This window comes from Paenibacillus rhizoplanae (assembly GCF_042684125.1).
Taxonomy (GTDB): domain Bacteria; phylum Bacillota; class Bacilli; order Paenibacillales; family Paenibacillaceae; genus Paenibacillus_AQ; species Paenibacillus_AQ rhizoplanae.
Map to the genome: position 1 here is coordinate 127,143 of NZ_JBHUKY010000022.1, position 17,386 is coordinate 144,528.

A 17,386-nucleotide genomic window follows, 5' to 3' on the forward strand; every position below is an offset into this window, starting at 1 on the left:
CTGAAAACTCTGCTACTCTTAGGAGGTCAACTTGCTGCCGGTAAGCGGCTGCTTAAGATCGTCATTTCAAGATTGAAGGGATTCCTGCATTATGAAAATCATCCGCATTATCGCCGAGGTCTGCCTGCTGTATGTGTTCTTCCTGGCCGGAGACTATCTGCAAGAGCTGCTGCATTTGCCGATTCCAGGCAGTATCGTGGGACTGCTGCTGCTCTTCGTGCTGCTTTTGCTAAAGATTGTGCCCGTGAAGCTGATCGAGAACGGCTCGTCCTTTATACTGGCGTATCTGCCCATGTTCTTCATCCCCGCCACCGCAGGCATTATGAACCACCTGGATATCTTCAGCGGAAGAGGCTTGCTCCTGATCGGCATTCTCATCATCAGTAGTGTGCTGACCATGGTTGTTACGGCACATTCCAGCCAGTGGATTGCCGCCCGCAGCGTCAAACGCTTAACACGCCGGACGTATCGTGCCCGTAATCTCCACGAGAAGGGGAAGGAAGCATGAGAATTCTGCTGGCCGTTGGTTTTGTGCTGATGAATGTTCTAATCTATCTGGTCATGTCCATGCTGTACAAACGCTACCGTCTTCCGGTTCTGCTGCCTGCACTGACGGCAACGTTCACGGTTGTTGTGCTGCTTATGGGCTTCCATATCTCTTATGAGACTTATATGATCGGCGGCGATTGGATTAACCGCCTGCTGGGACCAGCGGTAGTATCGCTGGCCTATCCCTTATACAAACAGCGGCATGTGCTGTGGAAGAACCTCCCCGCCATTCTCGGCGGAACGGTCACCGGACTTATGGTCGGCATGTTCAGCGGGCTGCTGATGGCGGCCGGACTCGGCTTCTCTAAGCTGTATGTGCTGTCTATTCTGCCCAAGTCGATTACCACCGCTGTAGCGATCCAGATCTCCAGCAATCTCGGCGGAGATTCATCGCTGACCTCCGTCTTCGTGATGGTTGCCGGCTTCACCGGAGCGATTGGCGGACCCTATATTATCAAGCTGTTCAGAATCCGCAGCGAGTCGGGGATCGGCATTGGCCTGGGCACAGCTTCCCATGCCCTCGGCACAGCCAAAGCGCTGGAATACGGCGAAGAGTCGGTGTCCATGAGCTCTGTAGCCATGACCGTATGTGCCATTGTCGGCTCCATCGCCGGACCGCTCGTCGCCTGGATCATGTACCATTAATTTTGCAGATATTCAGTAATCAGCCGTTCACACGCAGCCGTATTACGTTCCAGGAAGCAGCCGGAAGCATTGCGCTCACCCGGCCGCCGTCTGCGGCTGCCGTTCCCCGGTTGTGCGGAAGCACATTCGACGGGTTGGAGCGGGTATTGGCCGCCTGAAGATCCTCATGCTCAAGAACCGTGTGCTGAATGACCTCTACAGCCCCGAAGCTCCGCAGATCAACCGCCAGCTCCATGCCTTCGCTCAGATGGCGGTTCACTGCAAATACAGTAACCTCGTTCAGCTCCTCATTATATACACTGACCGCTTCCAGATATGGAACGTCGGTGAAATCCTTGGAATCATATTTCGCACTTGTAATCAGCGGGTGAAGCACCGTTCCCCGGCCGTAGATGGAGGCATGCATGTAAGGATAATATGTGGTCTGCAGCCAGAGCGGTCCGCCGTCCTCCGTCATAATCGGTGCAATGACATTAATGAGCTGGGCGATACAGGCCATCTTGACCCGGTCTGCATGCTTGAGCAGGCTGATCAGGCAGCAGCCTACAACCAGCGCATCCTCCAGGGTATAGACATCCTCGAATTCAGGCGGTGCAATCTGCCAGTGCTGCTCGGCACGGCTTGAGCCCTGCGATTTCCACACATTCCATTCATCGAGGGACAGGTAAATCTTTTTCTTGCTTTTCTTCTTAGCCTTGATATAATCACATACTGCTGCTACGCTGTCGATGAACTGATCCATATCGAGCGATTGGGCCAGGAAGTTCGCTGTATCTCCATCATTGTTATTGTAGTACGTATGCAGTGAGAGGAAATCGACATTATCGTAGGTGAGATCCAGGACTGTAGCTTCCCATTCGGCAAAAGTACTCATGTTGCTGCCCGAGCTGCCGCAAGCTACAAGCTCCAGGGAAGGATCCACCCAGCGCATCGCTTTGGCGGTCTCATTGGCGAGTCTTCCGTATTCGACTGCAGTCTTGGCTCCGATCTGCCATGGACCGTCCATTTCATTGCCCAGACACCAGGTGCGGAAATTGTGCGGAGCCTTGTAGCCATGGGAGATCCGCAGGTCACTCCAGTAAGAGCCGGAGGGATGGTTGCAGTACTCGACCAGATTCCTTGCAGCGTCAATTCCGCGTGTGCCGAGGTTTACTGCCATCATCACTTCGGAACCGGCCAGCTTGGCCCAATCGGCGAATTCATTCGTGCCTACCTGATTAGTTTCTGTAACCCACCAGGCCAGTTCAAGAGAGCGCTTCCGTTCATCCTTGGGTCCAACGCCGTCTTCCCAGTTATAGCCGGATACGAAGTTACCTCCCGGATAACGGATGATCGGTACGCGGAGTGCCTTAATGGCCTGGAGGGCATCGCCGCGGAACCCGTTCGCGTCAGCGGTAGGATGTCCCGGCTCATAGATTCCGCCATACACGGCCCGGCCCAAATGTTCAATGAAGGAACCGTACAGCCTTGGATCTACCTCAGCCAGCTTGAAGTCTTTGTCGACAATCATCTTGGATTGAATGCTCATAGTTAGAAGCTCCTTTGTATTAGATTAATGAAATAGCTAATCGTTCAAGCCCGTTTATGATTACATGATACGAATTACGGGGTATACTAAGCAATAACTAATTTCAGGATTAACTTAATAACTAATTCAAAGAGCGCGGAGGGCCACCGATGTATTTAACCACAGATTCCGAATCGCTGAAGGTCTATGAAGCACTGGCCAGCGAAGTGCGGCTGCGGATCATCGATCTGCTTAGCAGCGAGGAGATGCATATTAAGGAGATTGCAGCGAGACTGTACCTCAGCAGTGCCATTGTCAGCTCGCATGTAGCGAAGCTGCAGAAGGCCGGCATCGTCAGCTCCCAGATGAAGCGGATCGACGGGGGGACTTATAAATTCTGCTCACTTTCTGCGAATTTCTTGCAGATTAAATTATCCGGGGCCAAAGGAATCGCCCGCAAGGTGGTCGAGGTCTCTGTCCCTGTCGGCCATTACACCGACCTTGCAGCTTCACCGACCTGCGGCATTGCCACCACCGAGAAGCTGATCGGGTATTATGACGACCCGCGTTATTTCCTGGACCCGCAGCGGGTGGATGCCGGCATTCTCTGGTTCGCCAAGGGATACGTGGAATATAAGGTTCCGAATTATCTGTTCATGGATCAGACGGTGCAGGAGATTGAGATTTCAATGGAGATCGGCTCGGAGGCGCCGAGTGTGAACGAGAAGTGGCCTTCGGATATCTCTTTTATGATGAACGGCATTTCGCTTGGCAAATGGACCAGCCCCGGTGACTTCGGCGTAATGAGAGGCCGGCTGACTCCAGCCTGGTGGAAATCGGATGTGAACCAGTACGGGCTGCTGAAGGTGCTCAGAATTAATGCAGGGGGCACTTATATAGACGGCCAGCAGATATCGGCAGTTACCATTGATCAGGTGGGCTGGCAGCAGGACCAGTGGAGCTTCAGGTTCACGGCAGAAGACACGACCCGAAGGCGGGGCGGCTTAACGTTATTCGGGCGCGGCTTCGGGAATTACGAGCAGGACATTGTGTTTCGGGTGTATTACGAGTAAGAAGGACCAGTCTGCTGAATGGCAAGTGAATGGATAAGACAAGGGAAAAGCAGCTTTGTTCAGAAGGGATGTTTGCAAAAGGGGTTCGCGGGTAACTATAACTAAGTAATCCAAATCGCGCACAACTTGCATACAAGGAGGAATTCACATGTCGGATCAATCCCAAAATGAAGCAGACATCCGCAACAAGGAGAATAAAGACGGGGATTCACTCGCAGAACGCAAAAAGATGGAAAACGGTGTGGATATTGAACCGGAAGCCGATGATTGGGAAGCCAAACCGGCCGAAACCGCCCATCCTGACCCGCTTCCTAAGAATTAGGGGATGGGGTATACGGCTAAGGCTGTTGCATACGGCTAGGTCATAAGGCAGCATAAGGTATAAGGCATATGCACGTAGCAAACTGTTCCTACTGGGGCAGTTTTTTTTCTATTATAGGACCGGACCCAGGCCAACGGAGTAAATAAGGAGTTTGGAATGTATGCGGAAAACCGACAGATATTCCCGTCATAACGTCCGGTTCTTGGAGGCATACTAGCTCCAATTGGAAAATAAATGGGACCGGAGGCGCGAATAACTACGATGACACCGTTACTTTTACAGAATAGTTACAGTGTAGTGGCTGCGGCTAGTCCCTATCTGTTCTATTTCACTGTGTATTCATTTCTGGGCTGGGTCCTTGAAGGTAGCTATAACCTTTACAGCACGGGTACCTTTCGCAAAGAAGGCTTCCTCAAAGGGCCATTCAAGCCCATGTATGGCTGCGCACCGCTGCTGCTGCTGGCGGCACATGAAATCAGGCTTCCCTTGCCGTTATTCCTGCTGCTTGCGCTGATCGTCCCTTCGGTGGTTGAGTTTGTCAGCGGCTGGCTGCTTAAGGGGATCTTTCGTAGACAGTGGTGGGATTATTCAGGGATGCCGTTTCAGCTGCAAGGGCATATCTGCCTGAAATTCTCGCTGTATTGGTGGGGACTGTCAGTGGCTTGCATCTTCGGTCTGCAACCGCTGGTACACTTCCTGTATCTGCATATGGAGCGGGTATGGATGCCCATACTTCCCATCGTCCTGCTGCTATTCACAGCAGATCTGCTGTGGACCTTCCGCACCCGTCGCCGCGGGCTGCAACTGCTGGATCATCTGCTGGAGCCACCGGAGCTTGGAGAAGGTTGAAGAGTTAGTGACGGGTGTGAACATAAAAAATGCATAGAACCCAAAGATATCTCCGCCTTATGGCTGGAGATGTTTTTGGGTTCTATAACCTTTTGTTATCACAATTGTACGTCTGACAAGGAATATCATACAACCATGTCAAATATAGTGCTGAATTAAGAATGATATAGGAACTAATCTAAGTCAAGTCAGGAGGAAGCTTCATGCCAATGTCTGAGTATTACCGGGAGCTGCGCGGGAAGGCCGGCAACGGGCTGTTAATGATGCCGTCCGTAGCGGCTGTAGTGAGGGATGAACAGGATCGGATTCTGCTGATCCGCAAAAAGGATGAGACGTTATGGGGCCTGCCAGCCGGAGCGATTGAACCTGGAGAGACCCCGTCCAGAGCGCTGCGCAGAGAGGTATTCGAAGAGACCGGCTTGATGGTTACGCCTGAACAGATTATCGGCGTATTCGGCGGCGAGAAATACAGATACGAGTATAGTAATGGAGATCAGGTGGAGTACACGGCTATTGTATTTGAATGCGTTATTGTTAAAGGCCAGCTCAGAAGCATGGACGGGGAAGCGGAAGAGCTAAAGTTCTTCAAGGAAGACGAGCTGCCCGGGCTAACCATTCCGTATCCCCCGAAGCTGTTCGTACGGGATGCAGCTGCGCCCGGGAAAGTTATATTTGATTGAAGGTTGTATTTGATTGATGAAGGAGTAGTTTCGATTGCGGATATTGAATTTACAATCCAGAATGATCTATTGCGGTGCAGTACTGCTAGCCGCCCTGCTGGGTCTTGGGACCAGAGCATACGGGAACTTGCTGCCGCACTTTGTCAGCGAACACTTTGGGGATGCGATCTGGGCAGGGATGATCTACCTTGCCTCCCGTGTGCTGCTGGTCCGGCATCCGCTATGGATGTCGCTTGTCCTTAGCCTGTGCTTCAGCTTCGGAATTGAGTTCAGCCAGCTCTATCAGGCAGAGTGGATTCTGCATGTGCGTGCTACAACCCTTGGCAGCTTGATTCTCGGCCACGGCTTTCTCTGGATTGATCTGGTCCGGTATACAGCCGGAATTCTGTTCTGCTGGACGGTTGACCAAATCTTACAAAATTGATTCTGGATTCTATAGGAAGAAGAATATATATTAAGTGAGGCGATCCGGTCTGTAATAATCTGGAACAAGAATGCCGGTCATCTGCCGAATGCTGCCTGATTTGGAGATGAGTAACCGTAAATGACGAACAGCTTATTAGTGGTATGTCTGTTGACTCTGATTATTCATACGGCGGAGACCTTGTCGTATTCGGTGCGTTTTGCCGGAGTGAAGCTGAACAAGATCGCCATCGCCTTATCCCTGACCGGAATTATCGTGCTGGTCTCCAGAACCGCAAATATGGTACAAGGCCCCTTAACGGCGAAGTTCGTAGATTATGCCAAAGCTGACGGCAGCTTCCCGCTGCTCAACTATCTGCGGATTATTATGCTGGCATCTTCACTGGGGACATTGATCGCCATCGCCTTGTTTCCGACCTTCGTAGGACTGTTCGCAAGAGTGATTTCCAAGCTGGAGATCGAAGGCTCCATCCCCAAGCTGCTGACGAGTGTAACAGTCAGCCAACTTAAGAATACGCGCAAATATATCCGCAGACCGAAGGTCAGGCTAAGCAGCTTCCGCTATCTTGGAATTCCCAAGCGCTTCATTGTGATGAATGTCTTCGTGACGGCCTTCTACACGGTAGGCGTGTTATCCTCGATGTATGCGGCCAAGCTGTTGCCGGCGTTCAGCACCACTGCTTCCCAGGCATCGGGCCTGATTAACGGTATAGCAACGATACTGCTGACTGTGTTCATTGATCCGCAGCTGGGAATTATCACCCATAAGGCAACCGAGAATGCGGAATACCGTGACCAGCTCGGGAAGATCTATGTACTCCTGATGGGCTCGCGCTTCTTGGGATCTCTGCTGGGCCAAGCCTTGCTGGTACCGGGAGCTTTCATCATCACCTGGCTGGTGAAGCTACTCTGACCTTCATAAATAAGCTACTTCGGCAGCTTCAGTTCTGCGGCACGGAGCGCCGTGCTGATCTGTTGCTCCCAGCCGTATAACTGTCCGGCCATAGTACGGATCTCCTTCATCCGGTTATAAGACAGCTTCATTGCAGCCGCAGCCTGGGTGGCGTCCCCCGCTTGGACAGCGGCTTTGTAGCGCTTGTCGGCCTCGGTTCTCTCTGATTGTGCGGCTGAGAATAGCTTGTTCTGCGCGGCTATCTGCTTCTTGAGCAGGGTGATCGGTGCAAGGGCATCCTTAGCCGGTTTGTTCTTCGCAGCAGTTAACGCTTTGGCTTCTGCCAAGGCTGAGGTGGCCTTCTTCACTTCAGCCCGTGCTGCGGTAGCGGCAGCCTTCAGCTTATTGCGCTTCAGCTCAAGCACAGTGGCACTCTTCAGATTGCTTGCCTTGCGGGCAGCGGTAATCTGTTTGCTGAGAGCAGTATACTGGTTCAGGAGAGGAGCATGCTTCTTCTGCACCGCTTCCAGGGCAGACTTAAGCTTAGCGAGCTGGGCAGCATTAGTGGCTTGAAGCTGCTTGTTCACTGCGGCAAGTGAAGCGTTATTCTGCTTGCGCAATTCCTGATTCCGCTGGAGGTCAGACTTCAGCGATGCCTGTAAACCCGTATATTCTGTGTACAGATTATGAATCTCGTCCAGCGCAGCATCCCACCCGGAATCTGCAGAGACACCGGACAAGGGATATACCCACAGTGACAGGATGATCACCAGCACAGCCATCCTTCGTACAGCTCTCCCCGTCAAAGGTGTAACAACTCCCTTACCTCTCCAATTCGTGCAGCCCGTGAATTTAAACATTGCGTTCAGCTCCTCTGATTGTTCATTTGGCAATAGACACAAAGAAGCACCTCCAAGAAAGGCATGAACTGCCTGTCCTGCGAGGTGCTTCTCCCGCTTAACGTGTGCTATTGTGCATTTACTATAACCCCGTGAACCTGCGGGAGTCAAGTGTTTTTAAGAACGCCAGTTCGTGAAATGGGAATTTTATCTTCTTTTTGTATATGACTCTGCCGGAAAATCTAGTAGAATGTATCTGTAGTTTACAATATTATATAAAGTTCGACATCTTGGTACTCACAGGAATGGGAGATGCATTATGCAGCTTAGACATGTGAAAATAAAAGGAACAGGCAAATATTTGCCGGAGCGTGTAGTTAGTGATGCAGAGCTTGATCAGATCCTTGGCACAACACCGGGCTGGGTGAACAAAATCACCGGCGTCGGCACCCGCCATTATGCCAATACAGATGAAACCGCCTCCTTCATGGGCGCAAGAGCCGCTGAAGCAGCTCTCGCTGATGCAGGCCTCAGCTTCAGCGAGGTCGATTGTCTGGTGTGTACAAGCGGAACCAAGGAGCAGCCGCTGCCGAGTACCGCCGTGTTCATTCAGCAGGCAATGGGTCAGGCGGATTCCGGTGTGCCGGCTTTTGATATCGATGCGACTTGTCTCAGCTTTCTTGTAGGGCTTGATGTGATGTCCTACATGGTGGAAGCGGGCAGATATAAAAATGTGCTGCTGGTGGCCACTGAGATTGCCTCGGTGGGGCTGAACTGGCAGGATAAGGAGAGCTCAGCCTTGTTCGGTGACGGAGCGGCAGCGGTGGTGATCGGGCCTGGGGAGACCGGTGATTCCTCGCGGATACTTCATGCCTCGCTCAAAACCTATAGCAGCGGTGCGCGTTATTCGGAGATTGCCGGGGGCGGGACCAGACTCCATCCCCAGAATTATACAGCCGAGGATGCGCTGCCTTATCTGTTCCATATGGATGGACAGGCTATATTCCGCAAAGCGTCCAAGCTGCTTCCGGATTTCATTGCTGATATGCTGAGTGCCACAGACAATAAGATGGACGACTTCACGCTGGTCATTCCCCATCAGGGCAGTGCAATGGCGATGCGTCTCCTGCGTAAAAAGCTGGGTATTGCCGAGGACCGCTTCCTCGACAACACTGCAGGCCATGGCAATACGATTGCCGCGTCCATCCCGATGGGGCTGCATGAAGCGATCCGTCAGGGCCGGATATCGCGCGGAGACCGGATCATGCTGATCGGTACAGCGGCAGGGCTGTCTCTGGGAGGCATGATTATTGATTACTGAGGCCCGGCATATTCTGATTACCGGCGGACGCGCCCCGGTGGCTCTGGAACTGGCGAGGCTGTTCAAAGCGGCGGGCCACCGGGTATATGTGGCGGAAAGTGCTGAGTATCATCTGTGCCGGGTATCCTCTGCCGTTGAGGCCAGCTTCCGGGTGCCTGCCCCAAGGCACCACCCGCAGGCTTATGTCCAGCGGCTGGCAGCGTTAACGGAAGAATTGGGCATCCACTGCCTGATTCCGACCTGTGAGGAGATATTCTATGTCTCTGCCGGTCTTGAGCATCTGACGGGGTGCTGCGTGCTTACGCCAGAACGAAGTATTCTGGCCGGGCTGCACCATAAAGGGGAGTTCATGATCCTGCTCCGTTCGCTCGGATTCAAGGTCCCGGACACGGTGCTGATCAGCAGTACAGAAGAATGGCGGAGAGCTGTCAAGCAGGCAGCTGACAAGGGGGAGCAGCGGGTCTACAAGCCTGCATATTCCCGTTTTGCCTCTAAAGTCATTCTCCCGGATAAAAGATCCGCTTCAACCATCCCGCATAGTCGCGTTACGAAGGAAGTAGAGCCTCCAGCCGGACTATCGGCCGGGGCTCCCTGGGTATCCCAGGAGTACATTCAAGGCAGAGCTGTTTGTACGTACAGTATTATTCACGAAGGCACAGTTGTGGCGCATGCCGCTTATGACAGCAGGTACAGGACGGGGCGCAGCGGGGCCAGCGTGTATTTTGAATCCCTGGAGCATCCTGCGGCTCTGGAATGGGTACAGCGGTTCGCCGCAGCAACCGGCTTCAGCGGCCAGATCGGATTCGATTTCATCGAACCGGAGAATGGGACGCTGTATCCGATTGAATGCAATCCGCGCGCAACAAGCGGTATTCATCTGTTCTCGTCGGAGGACGGACTGACGGAGGCTCTGCTGAATCCCGGCCTGCTCGTGCAGAGCGGAACAATTATTGTTCCGCGTTCAGCCCGCACGGCCATGCTGACGCTGCCCATGCTGGGCTGCGGGCTGAAGCCGGGAACCGGGGGCCTCCGCAGCTGGCGGCAAGCGCTGCTTGGAGCAGCAGATGTGGTCTACCGCAAGGATGACCGCCGCCCTGCCCGCGAGCAGTTCCGCATAGTATACGCCGCCTGGAAGACATCCAGGCGGCACCGCATCTCGATTACAGAGGCATTAACTGAAGATATAGAATGGAATGGTGAGGCATGACCAAAGCGCTCGTAACAGGTGCAACCGGATTTCTTGGACGGCATACTGCCCGGAGGCTGGCCCGGATGGGCTGGGAGGTCTACGCGCAGGGACGCAACCCGGAGCAGGGAAAGCAGCTGGAGCAGGAAGGTGCAGTGTTCCTGTCCGGGGATCTGCGTGATCCGGAGACTGCCAATAGCTTTTGCCGGGGAATGGATGTGGTGTTCCATTGTGCAGCCTTGTCGTCACCCTGGGGGAAGTACAAGGAGTTCTATACATGCAATGTGGAGGCTACAAGCCATATCGTAGAAGGGTGCAAAAGGCATGGCGTAGGAAGGCTGGTTCATATCTCCACGCCCAGTGTGTATTCCAGCCAGCGGCCCCGCTTCGGCATCCGGGAGAGTGATCCGCTTCCCGGGCGGCCGGCCAATGCTTATGCCGCAACAAAGCTGATCGCCGAGCAGGTAGTCCGGCAGGCAGCGAGAGAAGGGCTTACCGCCTTCATGCTCCGGCCCAGAGCCATATTCGGCCCGATGGACAACGCTTTGTTCCCCCGGCTGCTGGCAGCGAATGAGAGCAAGGGGGTGCCGCTGATGAATGGCGGACAGGCCAAGCTTGATCTCACCTGCGTAGAGAATGTAGTCGATGCCATGCTGCTCTGCTGTGAAGCCCCGGTCTCTGCTTCCGGCAGCGTCTACAATATTACTAATGGTGAGCCGCTAAGGTTCGAAGAGCTGGTCACCCGGCTATTCTTACTGCTTGGGCTTCCGCTGCACACCCGGCGTTTGCCCTACCCGGTAGCTTATACCGCAGCGGCCTTAATGGAGGGGATCTACAAGGTGCTGCCTATTCCGGGTGAGCCGCTGCTGACCCGTTATTCTGCAGCCGCACTCGGCATCTCCCAGACACTGGATATTACACTGGCCCGCGAGCAGCTGGGTTATCAACCGCGTATAACAACAGACGAGGGACTTCGTGCCTTTGCAGAATGGTGGAGGGAACAGCAATGATTACAGAAATTCCAGTTGAATTATCTATACTGTCTGCGGGCTATTGCCTGCATCCCGAGCGGCTGACGCTGCGTGGAGGCACACTGAAGCCGGTTGCCTTCCCGGCAGGTTATGCGCTGATCCGGCATCCGGAATACGGACCCATCCTGTTCGATACGGGCTACAGTGCGCGTTTCTTCCAGGAGACAGCAAGTCTGCCAGCCTCTCTATACCGCAAGATCACTCCGGTTGTCTATAGAGAGGAAGAGAGTGCAGTGCGGCGGCTGCAGGCAGGGGGGATCTCGCCGGAGGAGGTGCGGTATGTGGTGCTGTCGCATTTTCATGCCGATCATATCGGCGGGGTACGGGATTTCCCGCAGGCGCAGTATATCTATTTGCAGAAATCTTACGATGCCGTAAGCGGGCTGGGTCCGGTGCGGGCGACGAAGGCGGGATTCCTGCCAGGGCTGCTGCCGGAGGATTTCAGACTCCGCTCCATCCCTGTGGATGAAGCCTCAGCGAAGCGTGCGCTGCCGCAAGGCCTTCCGTTCTCGGAAGCCTATGATTTGCTTGGAGACGGCAGCCTGCTGGCGGTGGAGCTGTCAGGCCATGCCGCCGGGATGATCGGCGTATTCGTCTCCACCGGCGAGCATGATTATCTGCTCTGCGCAGATACGGTCTGGTCGAGCCGGGCGTTCCGGGAGAACCGTAAGCCGCACCTGGCAGCAGGCTTAATCATGTCCAGCCGCACAGAATACCACCGCAATTTCGAGCGGCTGCGCCAGCTGCATGAACAATTTCCCAAGCTTCGGATTGTACCCAGCCATTGCCGCGAGGCGCTTGCGCACTGGGGAACGGGAAGTGTGACATGAAGCGGATCAGGCAGGTGCTCACCCATTATATTCTCACCAAGTGGGGCAGGCGCTGGAAGAACCGGGCAGCACTCGAGCAGTGGCAGGAGAAGCGTATCCGGCTTCATGTAGATAAGGTGAGGCAGCGCTCGAAGTTCTACAGGGAGCTGTGGGCAGGCATTCCGTCCAAGGATTGGCGGAGTTTCCCGGTGATCGGGAAGCCGGAGATGATGGGGAATTTCGATCAGCTTAATACAGCGGGCATTACGAAGGAGCAGGCTTTTGCAGAAGCCTATGAAGCGGAGAACAGCAGGAACTTCAAGCCTATGCTGCAAGGCGTCACCGTCGGGTTATCCTCAGGAACCTCCGGCAACCGGGGGATTTTTCTCGTTGGAGAAGAAGAGCAGGCTGCCTGGACCGGTACGGTGCTGGCGAAGCTTTTGCCGGGTGGACTGTGGAAGCGGGCGAGCATTGCATTTTTTCTGCGGGCGAATAGTAATTTGTATGAATCTGTGAAGCAGGGACGGCTGCAGTTCCGGTATTTCGATCTGCTGGAGCCGCTTCCCCAGCTCTTGACCCGTATGAAGGAGTACCAGCCGGATATCTGGATTGCACCGCCGTCCATGCTGCGTCTGCTGGCTGAGGCACAGCAATCAGGCGATATGAATCTGCATCCCCGCCGGATCATTGCGGTTGCGGAAGTGCTGGACCCGCTCGACCGGCAGCAGATTGAGCAGACTTTCAGGCAGAAGGTGCATCAGGCTTATCAGTGTACGGAAGGCTTCCTCGGTGCGACCTGCAGTCACGGGACGCTGCATCTCAATGAAGATATTGTACATATCGAAAAAGAAATGCTGGATGAAAAATCACGCCGGTTCGTGCCCATCGTGACCGATTTCTCCAGAAGTGTGCAGCCCATCGTCCGCTACCGGCTGAATGATATTCTGACCGAAGCGGCAGAGCCGTGTCCCTGCGGTTCGCTGTTCACGGCCATTGAGCAGATCGAAGGACGCTGCGATGATATTCTGTATCTGCCCCATGCGGCAGACAGCACGCACGTTACGGTATTCCCTGATTTCGTTACCCGGGCTGTGCTGACGGCTTCCGCAGATATTGAGCATTACAGGGTTATCCAGCACAGCCTGACTGAGCTGGAGATCTCCTATCGTACACGGAGCGGCACCGATCAAGGCACGGAGCAGCAGATTACAGCAGAACTGATGCGCTTGTTCGCCAGGCTGTCTTGTAACACTCCGCACCTGACTTTTACCGCTTACAGCTTCGTGCCCGGAACTGTGAAGCTGCGCCGTGTGGAGAGGGGCTGGAAGCCGTGAAGAAGCGGGTAACGCAGTATGACCGCGATTCTGTTGCGGGGCTGGACTGGCCGGATACGGAATATGGGCGGTATGCCCGGGAGTATCTTATACCGCTGCTGGAGCGGGGAGCGCAACCTTTTATCGATAATGTGAGTACAACTGTTAAGGTGCTGACCATCGATGGGCTGCCCGTTCCGATTACTGTCAACGAAGCAGACTATGACAATTCCTATGTATGCTCACCCTATACCCATTATGTCAGCTATGCGCGTGAGGAGTTAGCTCTGCTTAATAACCGGATGTTTGAGCGACTCCTGTCGCTAATGCTCTCAGGGATGGGCCGGATGTTGCGACAAGCACGGTTCAACCGGGTGGTTCAGGTGAATAACTGGCTGCTGTCCACCAATCTGTATCCCGACTTAAGTGCGGAACAGCTGACGGCGATACTCGATTACCTCCGGCAGACTTATCCGGGTTATACCTTAATGTATCGTTCGCTTAGCCGGGAGACCTCGGGAGAACTCGTTGCCAGACTGCAGGAGTATGGCTGCAAGCTCGTTCCAAGCCGGCAGATCTACCTGCTGCACCCGAATACCTCCGGCTCGAAGGCCAGATGGCTGGTCAAACGCGACAGGAATCTGCTGGCAAAGCACGGCTATACTGAGGTTGGCCCGGAGGAGATCACGCAGGAAGACATTCCCCGGATCGTGGAGCTGTACAGACTGCTGTATATCGATAAATATTCGGCCTATAATCCGCAGTTCACCGAAGCCTATATTGCTCTTGCGTTGGAACGGAGAACCTTGCAGATCTACGGGCTGCGCAAGGAGGGAAGGCTGGATGCGGTGCTTGGCTTCTATGAGCGGGAAGGCGCGATGACGGCGCCATTATTCGGTTATGACACAAGTCTGCCTCAGTCCTTAGGACTCTACCGTATGCTGTCCGCTGTACTGATCGGGCTTGCAGGCAGCAGGGAACTATTACTGCACGAGAGCTCCGGCGTCGGCCAGTTCAAGCGCAACCGGGGAGCGTCTGGAGCCACTGAATATTCAGCGGTGTATGACCGGGGGACCTCTCTGCTGAACCGCTGCGGCTGGTCCATCCTGGAGCTGCTGCTCCGGCGGATCGGCATGCCGCTTATTCAGAAGCTGAAGCTGTAGGCCGGAACAATGAAAGTGAGACAGGAGGCAGAGGATGAATTTAGCTAACCGTATTACCTTGTTCAGGATATTGCTGATTCCGCTGTTCATTGCGCTTTTTCCCATTTACCCGGAAGCATGGGTCAACCAATTCCCGATTCTGGCATATTTAGAGGTACATGGTGTTTTTTATGCAGCCTTAGTTTTTATTGTGGCTTCAATAACAGATAAGCTGGACGGGTATGTAGCACGAAAATATAACCAGACTACCAATTTAGGAAAACTGCTTGATCCGTTGGCAGATAAGCTGCTTGTTGCCGCCGCGCTGATTCTAATGGTGAGTCTGCACATGATCCCATCTTGGATTGCTTTTTTAATATTGGCGAGGGAAGTTATAATGATGGGTGTCCGTATCGCCGCCTCAGCGCAGAAGGTAGCTTTGGCAGCCGATAAATACGGCAAATGGAAAATGGTGCTGCAAGTTGCTGCTATCTCGGCAATACTTTTGAATAATGCGCCCTTCAGCCTGTTCACTTCTTTCCCTGTTGACCTAACCCTGATGTATGGTGCGTTAGTCCTTACTGTATACTCGGGTTACAACTACATTAAGAACAATTATCAGCTGCTGCAATTGGAAGCTCATACATCACATCAATAATAAAAAGAGGTGCCCCATGAACACTAATTTAGGCCTGCCCCAGGGGCATGAGCCGGTTGCGCTGATTACCGGGACCTCCAGCGGATTCGGGCTGCTCACCGCAATCACGCTGGCCCGCAGAGGGTACCGGGTCATTGCCACCATGCGTGATCTTGGCCGCAGCAAGGAGCTGGTTCAGCAGGCTGAGCAAGCGGGGGTGCGGGAGCGTATTCATCTGCTGGCACTGGATGTGACGGACGAAGCTTCGATTGCGTCTGCCGTTCAGGCTAGTCTTGAGCTCGCCGGCAGAATTGATGTGCTGGTGAACAACGCTGGCTTCGCCGTAGGCGGATTCGTGGAAGAGGTCAGCATGGAGGCATGGCGAGGGCAGATGGAGACTAACTTTTTCGGACTGGTTGCCGTAACGAAGGCGGTGCTTCCTCTAATGCGGGTCCAGCGCAGCGGCCTGATTATTAATGTGAGCAGTGTCAGCGGCTTGAGCGGATTCCCGGGCTATGGTCCGTATGCCGCCTCCAAGTTTGCGGTGGAGGGGTTCAGCGAGAGCCTGCGTCAGGAGATGCTCTCTTTTGGCGTCCGCGTTGTACTGGTTGAACCGGGATCCTTCCGTACCCCCATTTGGGACAAAGGGATTACGGGAATGCACACAAATGAAGGCTCCCCCTATCACACCAGGCTTGAGGAGGTACTGCGATACTCCCGGCGGGCGTCCGAGACGGCTCCCGATCCGCAGGAGGTGGCTGACCTGATTGGACGGATCACTGCCTTGCGTGCGCCGAAGCTCCGCTATCCTGTTGGCCGGGGCTCGCGGGTGCTGATGATCGGCAAGGCCCTGCTTCCTTGGAAGGTGCTCGAGGGCATCATTTCGAGGTCACTTCGGGCGATGAAATGATAGCATGACAGAACAGAATTGGGGTGGATGCTTTTGCCGGGAACGGTAGGATTACATATATGCTTTGATGAGCAAGGCCGGGAGATTGAGGTGCTGGATGTGACCCGGGTCGATAAGGATATTTACCGGATTGAGGAGACGCCGATTTTTAACCCGGGGATTGCGCTTGGCGATATTATCCGAGTGAGTGAGCGTGAGGGGATCGCGTATTACATTGAGACGGTGAAGAAGTCCGGGCTTGTCCGGTATGCCTGGCTGCTCAGTAAAGAGGCGGCGGCTTCCGGCGAGATCCGCAGCTTCACGGAGCGGGTTACAGAGCATGGGGGTAGGTGGGAGCAGATCTTCGGCGGACTGCTGGTGATTTATCTGCCGAAGCACTCTCCAGTAGACGCGGAGCTGGAAATGTCGCGGATTATTGAGCATTTTGAAGGCTAATTATACGAATCTGAGGTGAAGGAAGTTGAAGAAATTCTTGAAGCAGTGGGTGCCGAGTATTGCCATTGGCATTATTCTATCCTTATTTATTCGTACCTACGTAGCAGAAGCTATGCGTGTGCCTACCGGCTCGATGATTCCGACTATAGCGATTAACGACCGGCTTGTGGTGGACAAAATGCTCTGGAATACCTCGCTGAAGCATGGCGATATCGTGGTGTTCCATCCGCCGGTCGCCGAAGATGCGCATAAAAGATATGTAAAACGGCTGATTGGACTGCCGGGCGATGTGATTGAGATCAAGGAGGGCAAGCTGTACCGCAACCATGAGGCTATTGCCGAGCCGTATCTCCAGGAAGCGATGACCTATACCTTCGGGCCGGTCACCGTTCCCGCAGACCATTATTTTTTCCTGGGCGATAACCGTAATGTCAGCTATGACGCTCACTTATGGGAGACTCCGTTCGTAGACAAGGATGCGCTGATCGGCAAGGTACTGTTCGATGTGAACCAGTTGTTCTAAATCGGGTAGTCTACCACCACAACGTTCTCCAGGATTCCCTCCAGCATGGACACGAACTTCTGATGGGCCGGATGCGGCCCGTACTCACGCAGGGCTTCCTTATTCTGAAAGGTCACGCGGAGACCCAGCGTATAGCCGTGGACATTCTCCTGCTCCTCGGTTACATTAATGCCTGCTGTAAGGTCAATGATGCCGGGGATTTGCTTTTTCAGCGCCAGCAGTGCTTGTAACAGGGCTTGCTCTTGGCTTGGTTCGAATTGCTCATTGAAGCGGAAGACGACGAGATGCTCATACATAATG

Annotated in this window: 21 protein-coding genes; 18 read left to right on the forward strand and 3 right to left on the reverse strand. The window is 53.9% G+C overall.

Annotated elements, in window-relative coordinates; all coding sequences use genetic code 11:
- Window positions 1-91: 91 nt before the first annotated feature.
- Together ACFSX3_RS12860 and ACFSX3_RS12865 are read left to right on the forward strand one after the other, a co-directional pair.
- Window positions 92-508: a CidA/LrgA family holin-like protein gene (locus tag ACFSX3_RS12860; RefSeq protein ID WP_379256729.1), complete on the forward strand. Its 417-nt coding sequence runs from the start codon at window positions 92-94 to the stop codon at window positions 506-508.
- Entirely contained in the window at window positions 505-1,194 is a 690-nt protein-coding gene (locus ACFSX3_RS12865) for an LrgB family protein (RefSeq protein ID WP_209992295.1), read from the forward strand. Before ACFSX3_RS12860 ends, ACFSX3_RS12865 begins: the two co-directional genes overlap by 4 nt.
- Before the next feature lie 19 nt (window positions 1,195-1,213).
- Here the strand turns inward: ACFSX3_RS12865 and arfA are convergent, their stop codons facing one another.
- On the reverse strand, window positions 1,214-2,722 hold the full coding sequence (gene arfA, locus ACFSX3_RS12870) for an arabinosylfuranosidase ArfA (RefSeq protein ID WP_209992294.1): 1,509 nt from the start codon (window positions 2,720-2,722) through the stop codon (window positions 1,214-1,216).
- 149 nt (window positions 2,723-2,871) lie between these two features.
- Between arfA and ACFSX3_RS12875 the strand changes: the two genes are divergently transcribed.
- The 6 genes from ACFSX3_RS12875 to ACFSX3_RS12900 all read left to right on the forward strand — a co-directional run bounded on the left by ACFSX3_RS12875 (window position 2,872) and on the right by ACFSX3_RS12900 (window position 6,961).
- Entirely contained in the window at window positions 2,872-3,774 is a 903-nt protein-coding gene (locus ACFSX3_RS12875) for an ArsR/SmtB family transcription factor (RefSeq protein WP_036729749.1), read from the forward strand.
- Window positions 3,775-3,922: 148 nt separating this feature from the next.
- Window positions 3,923-4,096, forward strand: a complete 174-nt coding sequence (locus ACFSX3_RS12880) for a hypothetical protein (protein WP_209992293.1) — start codon at window positions 3,923-3,925, stop codon at window positions 4,094-4,096.
- A gap of 261 nt (window positions 4,097-4,357) precedes the next feature.
- Complete coding sequence (locus tag ACFSX3_RS12885) at window positions 4,358-4,945, forward strand: putative ABC transporter permease (protein WP_209992292.1); 588 nt, start codon at window positions 4,358-4,360, stop codon at window positions 4,943-4,945.
- A 203-nt stretch (window positions 4,946-5,148) separates the two neighbouring features.
- Window positions 5,149-5,625, forward strand: a complete 477-nt coding sequence (locus ACFSX3_RS12890; protein ID WP_209992291.1) for an NUDIX domain-containing protein — start codon at window positions 5,149-5,151, stop codon at window positions 5,623-5,625.
- A gap of 34 nt (window positions 5,626-5,659) precedes the next feature.
- Entirely contained in the window at window positions 5,660-6,049 is a 390-nt protein-coding gene (locus ACFSX3_RS12895) for a ribosomal maturation YjgA family protein (RefSeq protein WP_379256728.1), read from the forward strand.
- A gap of 120 nt (window positions 6,050-6,169) precedes the next feature.
- Window positions 6,170-6,961 (forward strand): lipid II flippase Amj family protein, encoded by a 792-nt coding sequence (locus tag ACFSX3_RS12900; protein WP_209992290.1) that lies wholly within the window; start codon window positions 6,170-6,172, stop codon window positions 6,959-6,961.
- Window positions 6,962-6,975: 14 nt separating this feature from the next.
- On the opposite strand, the gene ACFSX3_RS12905 is transcribed toward ACFSX3_RS12900, so the two are convergent.
- Entirely contained in the window at window positions 6,976-7,800 is an 825-nt protein-coding gene (locus ACFSX3_RS12905; protein WP_209992289.1) for a hypothetical protein, read from the reverse strand.
- Window positions 7,801-8,098: 298 nt separating this feature from the next.
- On the opposite strand from ACFSX3_RS12905, the gene ACFSX3_RS12910 reads away from it, so the two are divergent.
- Genes ACFSX3_RS12910 through lepB form a run of 10 tightly spaced genes read left to right on the forward strand, consistent with a single transcriptional unit; the run spans window position 8,099 to window position 17,086 of the window.
- Window positions 8,099-9,100, forward strand: a complete 1,002-nt coding sequence (locus ACFSX3_RS12910; protein ID WP_209992288.1) for a beta-ketoacyl-ACP synthase III — start codon at window positions 8,099-8,101, stop codon at window positions 9,098-9,100.
- Window positions 9,090-10,307 (forward strand): ATP-grasp domain-containing protein, encoded by a 1,218-nt coding sequence (locus ACFSX3_RS12915; protein WP_209992287.1) that lies wholly within the window; start codon window positions 9,090-9,092, stop codon window positions 10,305-10,307. Before ACFSX3_RS12910 ends, ACFSX3_RS12915 begins: the two co-directional genes overlap by 11 nt.
- Window positions 10,304-11,296: an NAD-dependent epimerase/dehydratase family protein gene (locus ACFSX3_RS12920; protein ID WP_209992286.1), complete on the forward strand. Its 993-nt coding sequence runs from the start codon at window positions 10,304-10,306 to the stop codon at window positions 11,294-11,296. The genes ACFSX3_RS12915 and ACFSX3_RS12920 overlap by 4 nt, the downstream gene beginning before the upstream one ends.
- Window positions 11,293-12,147, forward strand: a complete 855-nt coding sequence (locus ACFSX3_RS12925; RefSeq protein WP_209992285.1) for an MBL fold metallo-hydrolase — start codon at window positions 11,293-11,295, stop codon at window positions 12,145-12,147. Before ACFSX3_RS12920 ends, ACFSX3_RS12925 begins: the two co-directional genes overlap by 4 nt.
- Window positions 12,144-13,460, forward strand: coding sequence for a F390 synthetase-related protein (locus tag ACFSX3_RS12930; protein WP_209992284.1), 1,317 nt, complete (start codon window positions 12,144-12,146; stop codon window positions 13,458-13,460). The genes ACFSX3_RS12925 and ACFSX3_RS12930 overlap by 4 nt, the downstream gene beginning before the upstream one ends.
- Window positions 13,457-14,602, forward strand: coding sequence for a GNAT family N-acetyltransferase (locus tag ACFSX3_RS12935; RefSeq protein ID WP_209992283.1), 1,146 nt, complete (start codon window positions 13,457-13,459; stop codon window positions 14,600-14,602). The genes ACFSX3_RS12930 and ACFSX3_RS12935 overlap by 4 nt, the downstream gene beginning before the upstream one ends.
- Before the next feature lie 34 nt (window positions 14,603-14,636).
- On the forward strand, window positions 14,637-15,239 hold the full coding sequence (gene pgsA, locus ACFSX3_RS12940) for a CDP-diacylglycerol--glycerol-3-phosphate 3-phosphatidyltransferase (protein WP_209992282.1): 603 nt from the start codon (window positions 14,637-14,639) through the stop codon (window positions 15,237-15,239).
- 16 nt (window positions 15,240-15,255) lie between these two features.
- Entirely contained in the window at window positions 15,256-16,128 is an 873-nt protein-coding gene (locus ACFSX3_RS12945) for an SDR family oxidoreductase (protein WP_209992281.1), read from the forward strand.
- A 33-nt stretch (window positions 16,129-16,161) separates the two neighbouring features.
- The gene (locus ACFSX3_RS12950) at window positions 16,162-16,563 is read left to right on the forward strand and encodes a DUF4265 domain-containing protein (protein ID WP_209992280.1); all 402 of its coding nucleotides are present in this window, start codon (window positions 16,162-16,164) and stop codon (window positions 16,561-16,563) included.
- A gap of 25 nt (window positions 16,564-16,588) precedes the next feature.
- Window positions 16,589-17,086: a signal peptidase I gene (lepB, locus tag ACFSX3_RS12955; protein ID WP_076074017.1), complete on the forward strand. Its 498-nt coding sequence runs from the start codon at window positions 16,589-16,591 to the stop codon at window positions 17,084-17,086.
- Here lepB and ACFSX3_RS12960 read toward each other — a convergent pair.
- Window positions 17,083-17,382 (reverse strand): Dabb family protein, encoded by a 300-nt coding sequence (locus ACFSX3_RS12960; RefSeq protein ID WP_209992279.1) that lies wholly within the window; start codon window positions 17,380-17,382, stop codon window positions 17,083-17,085. The genes lepB and ACFSX3_RS12960 overlap by 4 nt on opposite strands.
- Window positions 17,383-17,386: the final 4 nt, after the last annotated feature.

Excerpts from the sequence above, each read along its gene's own strand:
- ACFSX3_RS12860 (WP_379256729.1), top strand. The coding sequence starts at position 92 with ATGAAAATCATCCGCATTATCGCCGAGGTCTGCCTGCTGTATGTGTTC.
- ACFSX3_RS12865 (WP_209992295.1), top strand. The coding sequence starts at position 505 with ATGAGAATTCTGCTGGCCGTTGGTTTTGTGCTGATGAATGTTCTAATC.
- arfA (WP_209992294.1), bottom strand. The coding sequence starts at position 2,722 with ATGAGCATTCAATCCAAGATGATTGTCGACAAAGACTTCAAGCTGGCT.
- ACFSX3_RS12875 (WP_036729749.1), top strand. The coding sequence starts at position 2,872 with ATGTATTTAACCACAGATTCCGAATCGCTGAAGGTCTATGAAGCACTG.
- ACFSX3_RS12880 (WP_209992293.1), top strand. The coding sequence starts at position 3,923 with ATGTCGGATCAATCCCAAAATGAAGCAGACATCCGCAACAAGGAGAAT.
- ACFSX3_RS12885 (WP_209992292.1), top strand. The coding sequence starts at position 4,358 with ATGACACCGTTACTTTTACAGAATAGTTACAGTGTAGTGGCTGCGGCT.
- ACFSX3_RS12890 (WP_209992291.1), top strand. The coding sequence starts at position 5,149 with ATGCCAATGTCTGAGTATTACCGGGAGCTGCGCGGGAAGGCCGGCAAC.
- ACFSX3_RS12900 (WP_209992290.1), top strand. The coding sequence starts at position 6,170 with ATGACGAACAGCTTATTAGTGGTATGTCTGTTGACTCTGATTATTCAT.
- ACFSX3_RS12905 (WP_209992289.1), bottom strand. The coding sequence starts at position 7,800 with ATGTTTAAATTCACGGGCTGCACGAATTGGAGAGGTAAGGGAGTTGTT.
- ACFSX3_RS12910 (WP_209992288.1), top strand. The coding sequence starts at position 8,099 with ATGCAGCTTAGACATGTGAAAATAAAAGGAACAGGCAAATATTTGCCG.
- ACFSX3_RS12920 (WP_209992286.1), top strand. The coding sequence starts at position 10,304 with ATGACCAAAGCGCTCGTAACAGGTGCAACCGGATTTCTTGGACGGCAT.
- ACFSX3_RS12925 (WP_209992285.1), top strand. The coding sequence starts at position 11,293 with ATGATTACAGAAATTCCAGTTGAATTATCTATACTGTCTGCGGGCTAT.
- ACFSX3_RS12930 (WP_209992284.1), top strand. The coding sequence starts at position 12,144 with ATGAAGCGGATCAGGCAGGTGCTCACCCATTATATTCTCACCAAGTGG.
- pgsA (WP_209992282.1), top strand. The coding sequence starts at position 14,637 with ATGAATTTAGCTAACCGTATTACCTTGTTCAGGATATTGCTGATTCCG.
- ACFSX3_RS12945 (WP_209992281.1), top strand. The coding sequence starts at position 15,256 with ATGAACACTAATTTAGGCCTGCCCCAGGGGCATGAGCCGGTTGCGCTG.
- ACFSX3_RS12960 (WP_209992279.1), bottom strand. The coding sequence starts at position 17,382 with ATGTATGAGCATCTCGTCGTCTTCCGCTTCAATGAGCAATTCGAACCA.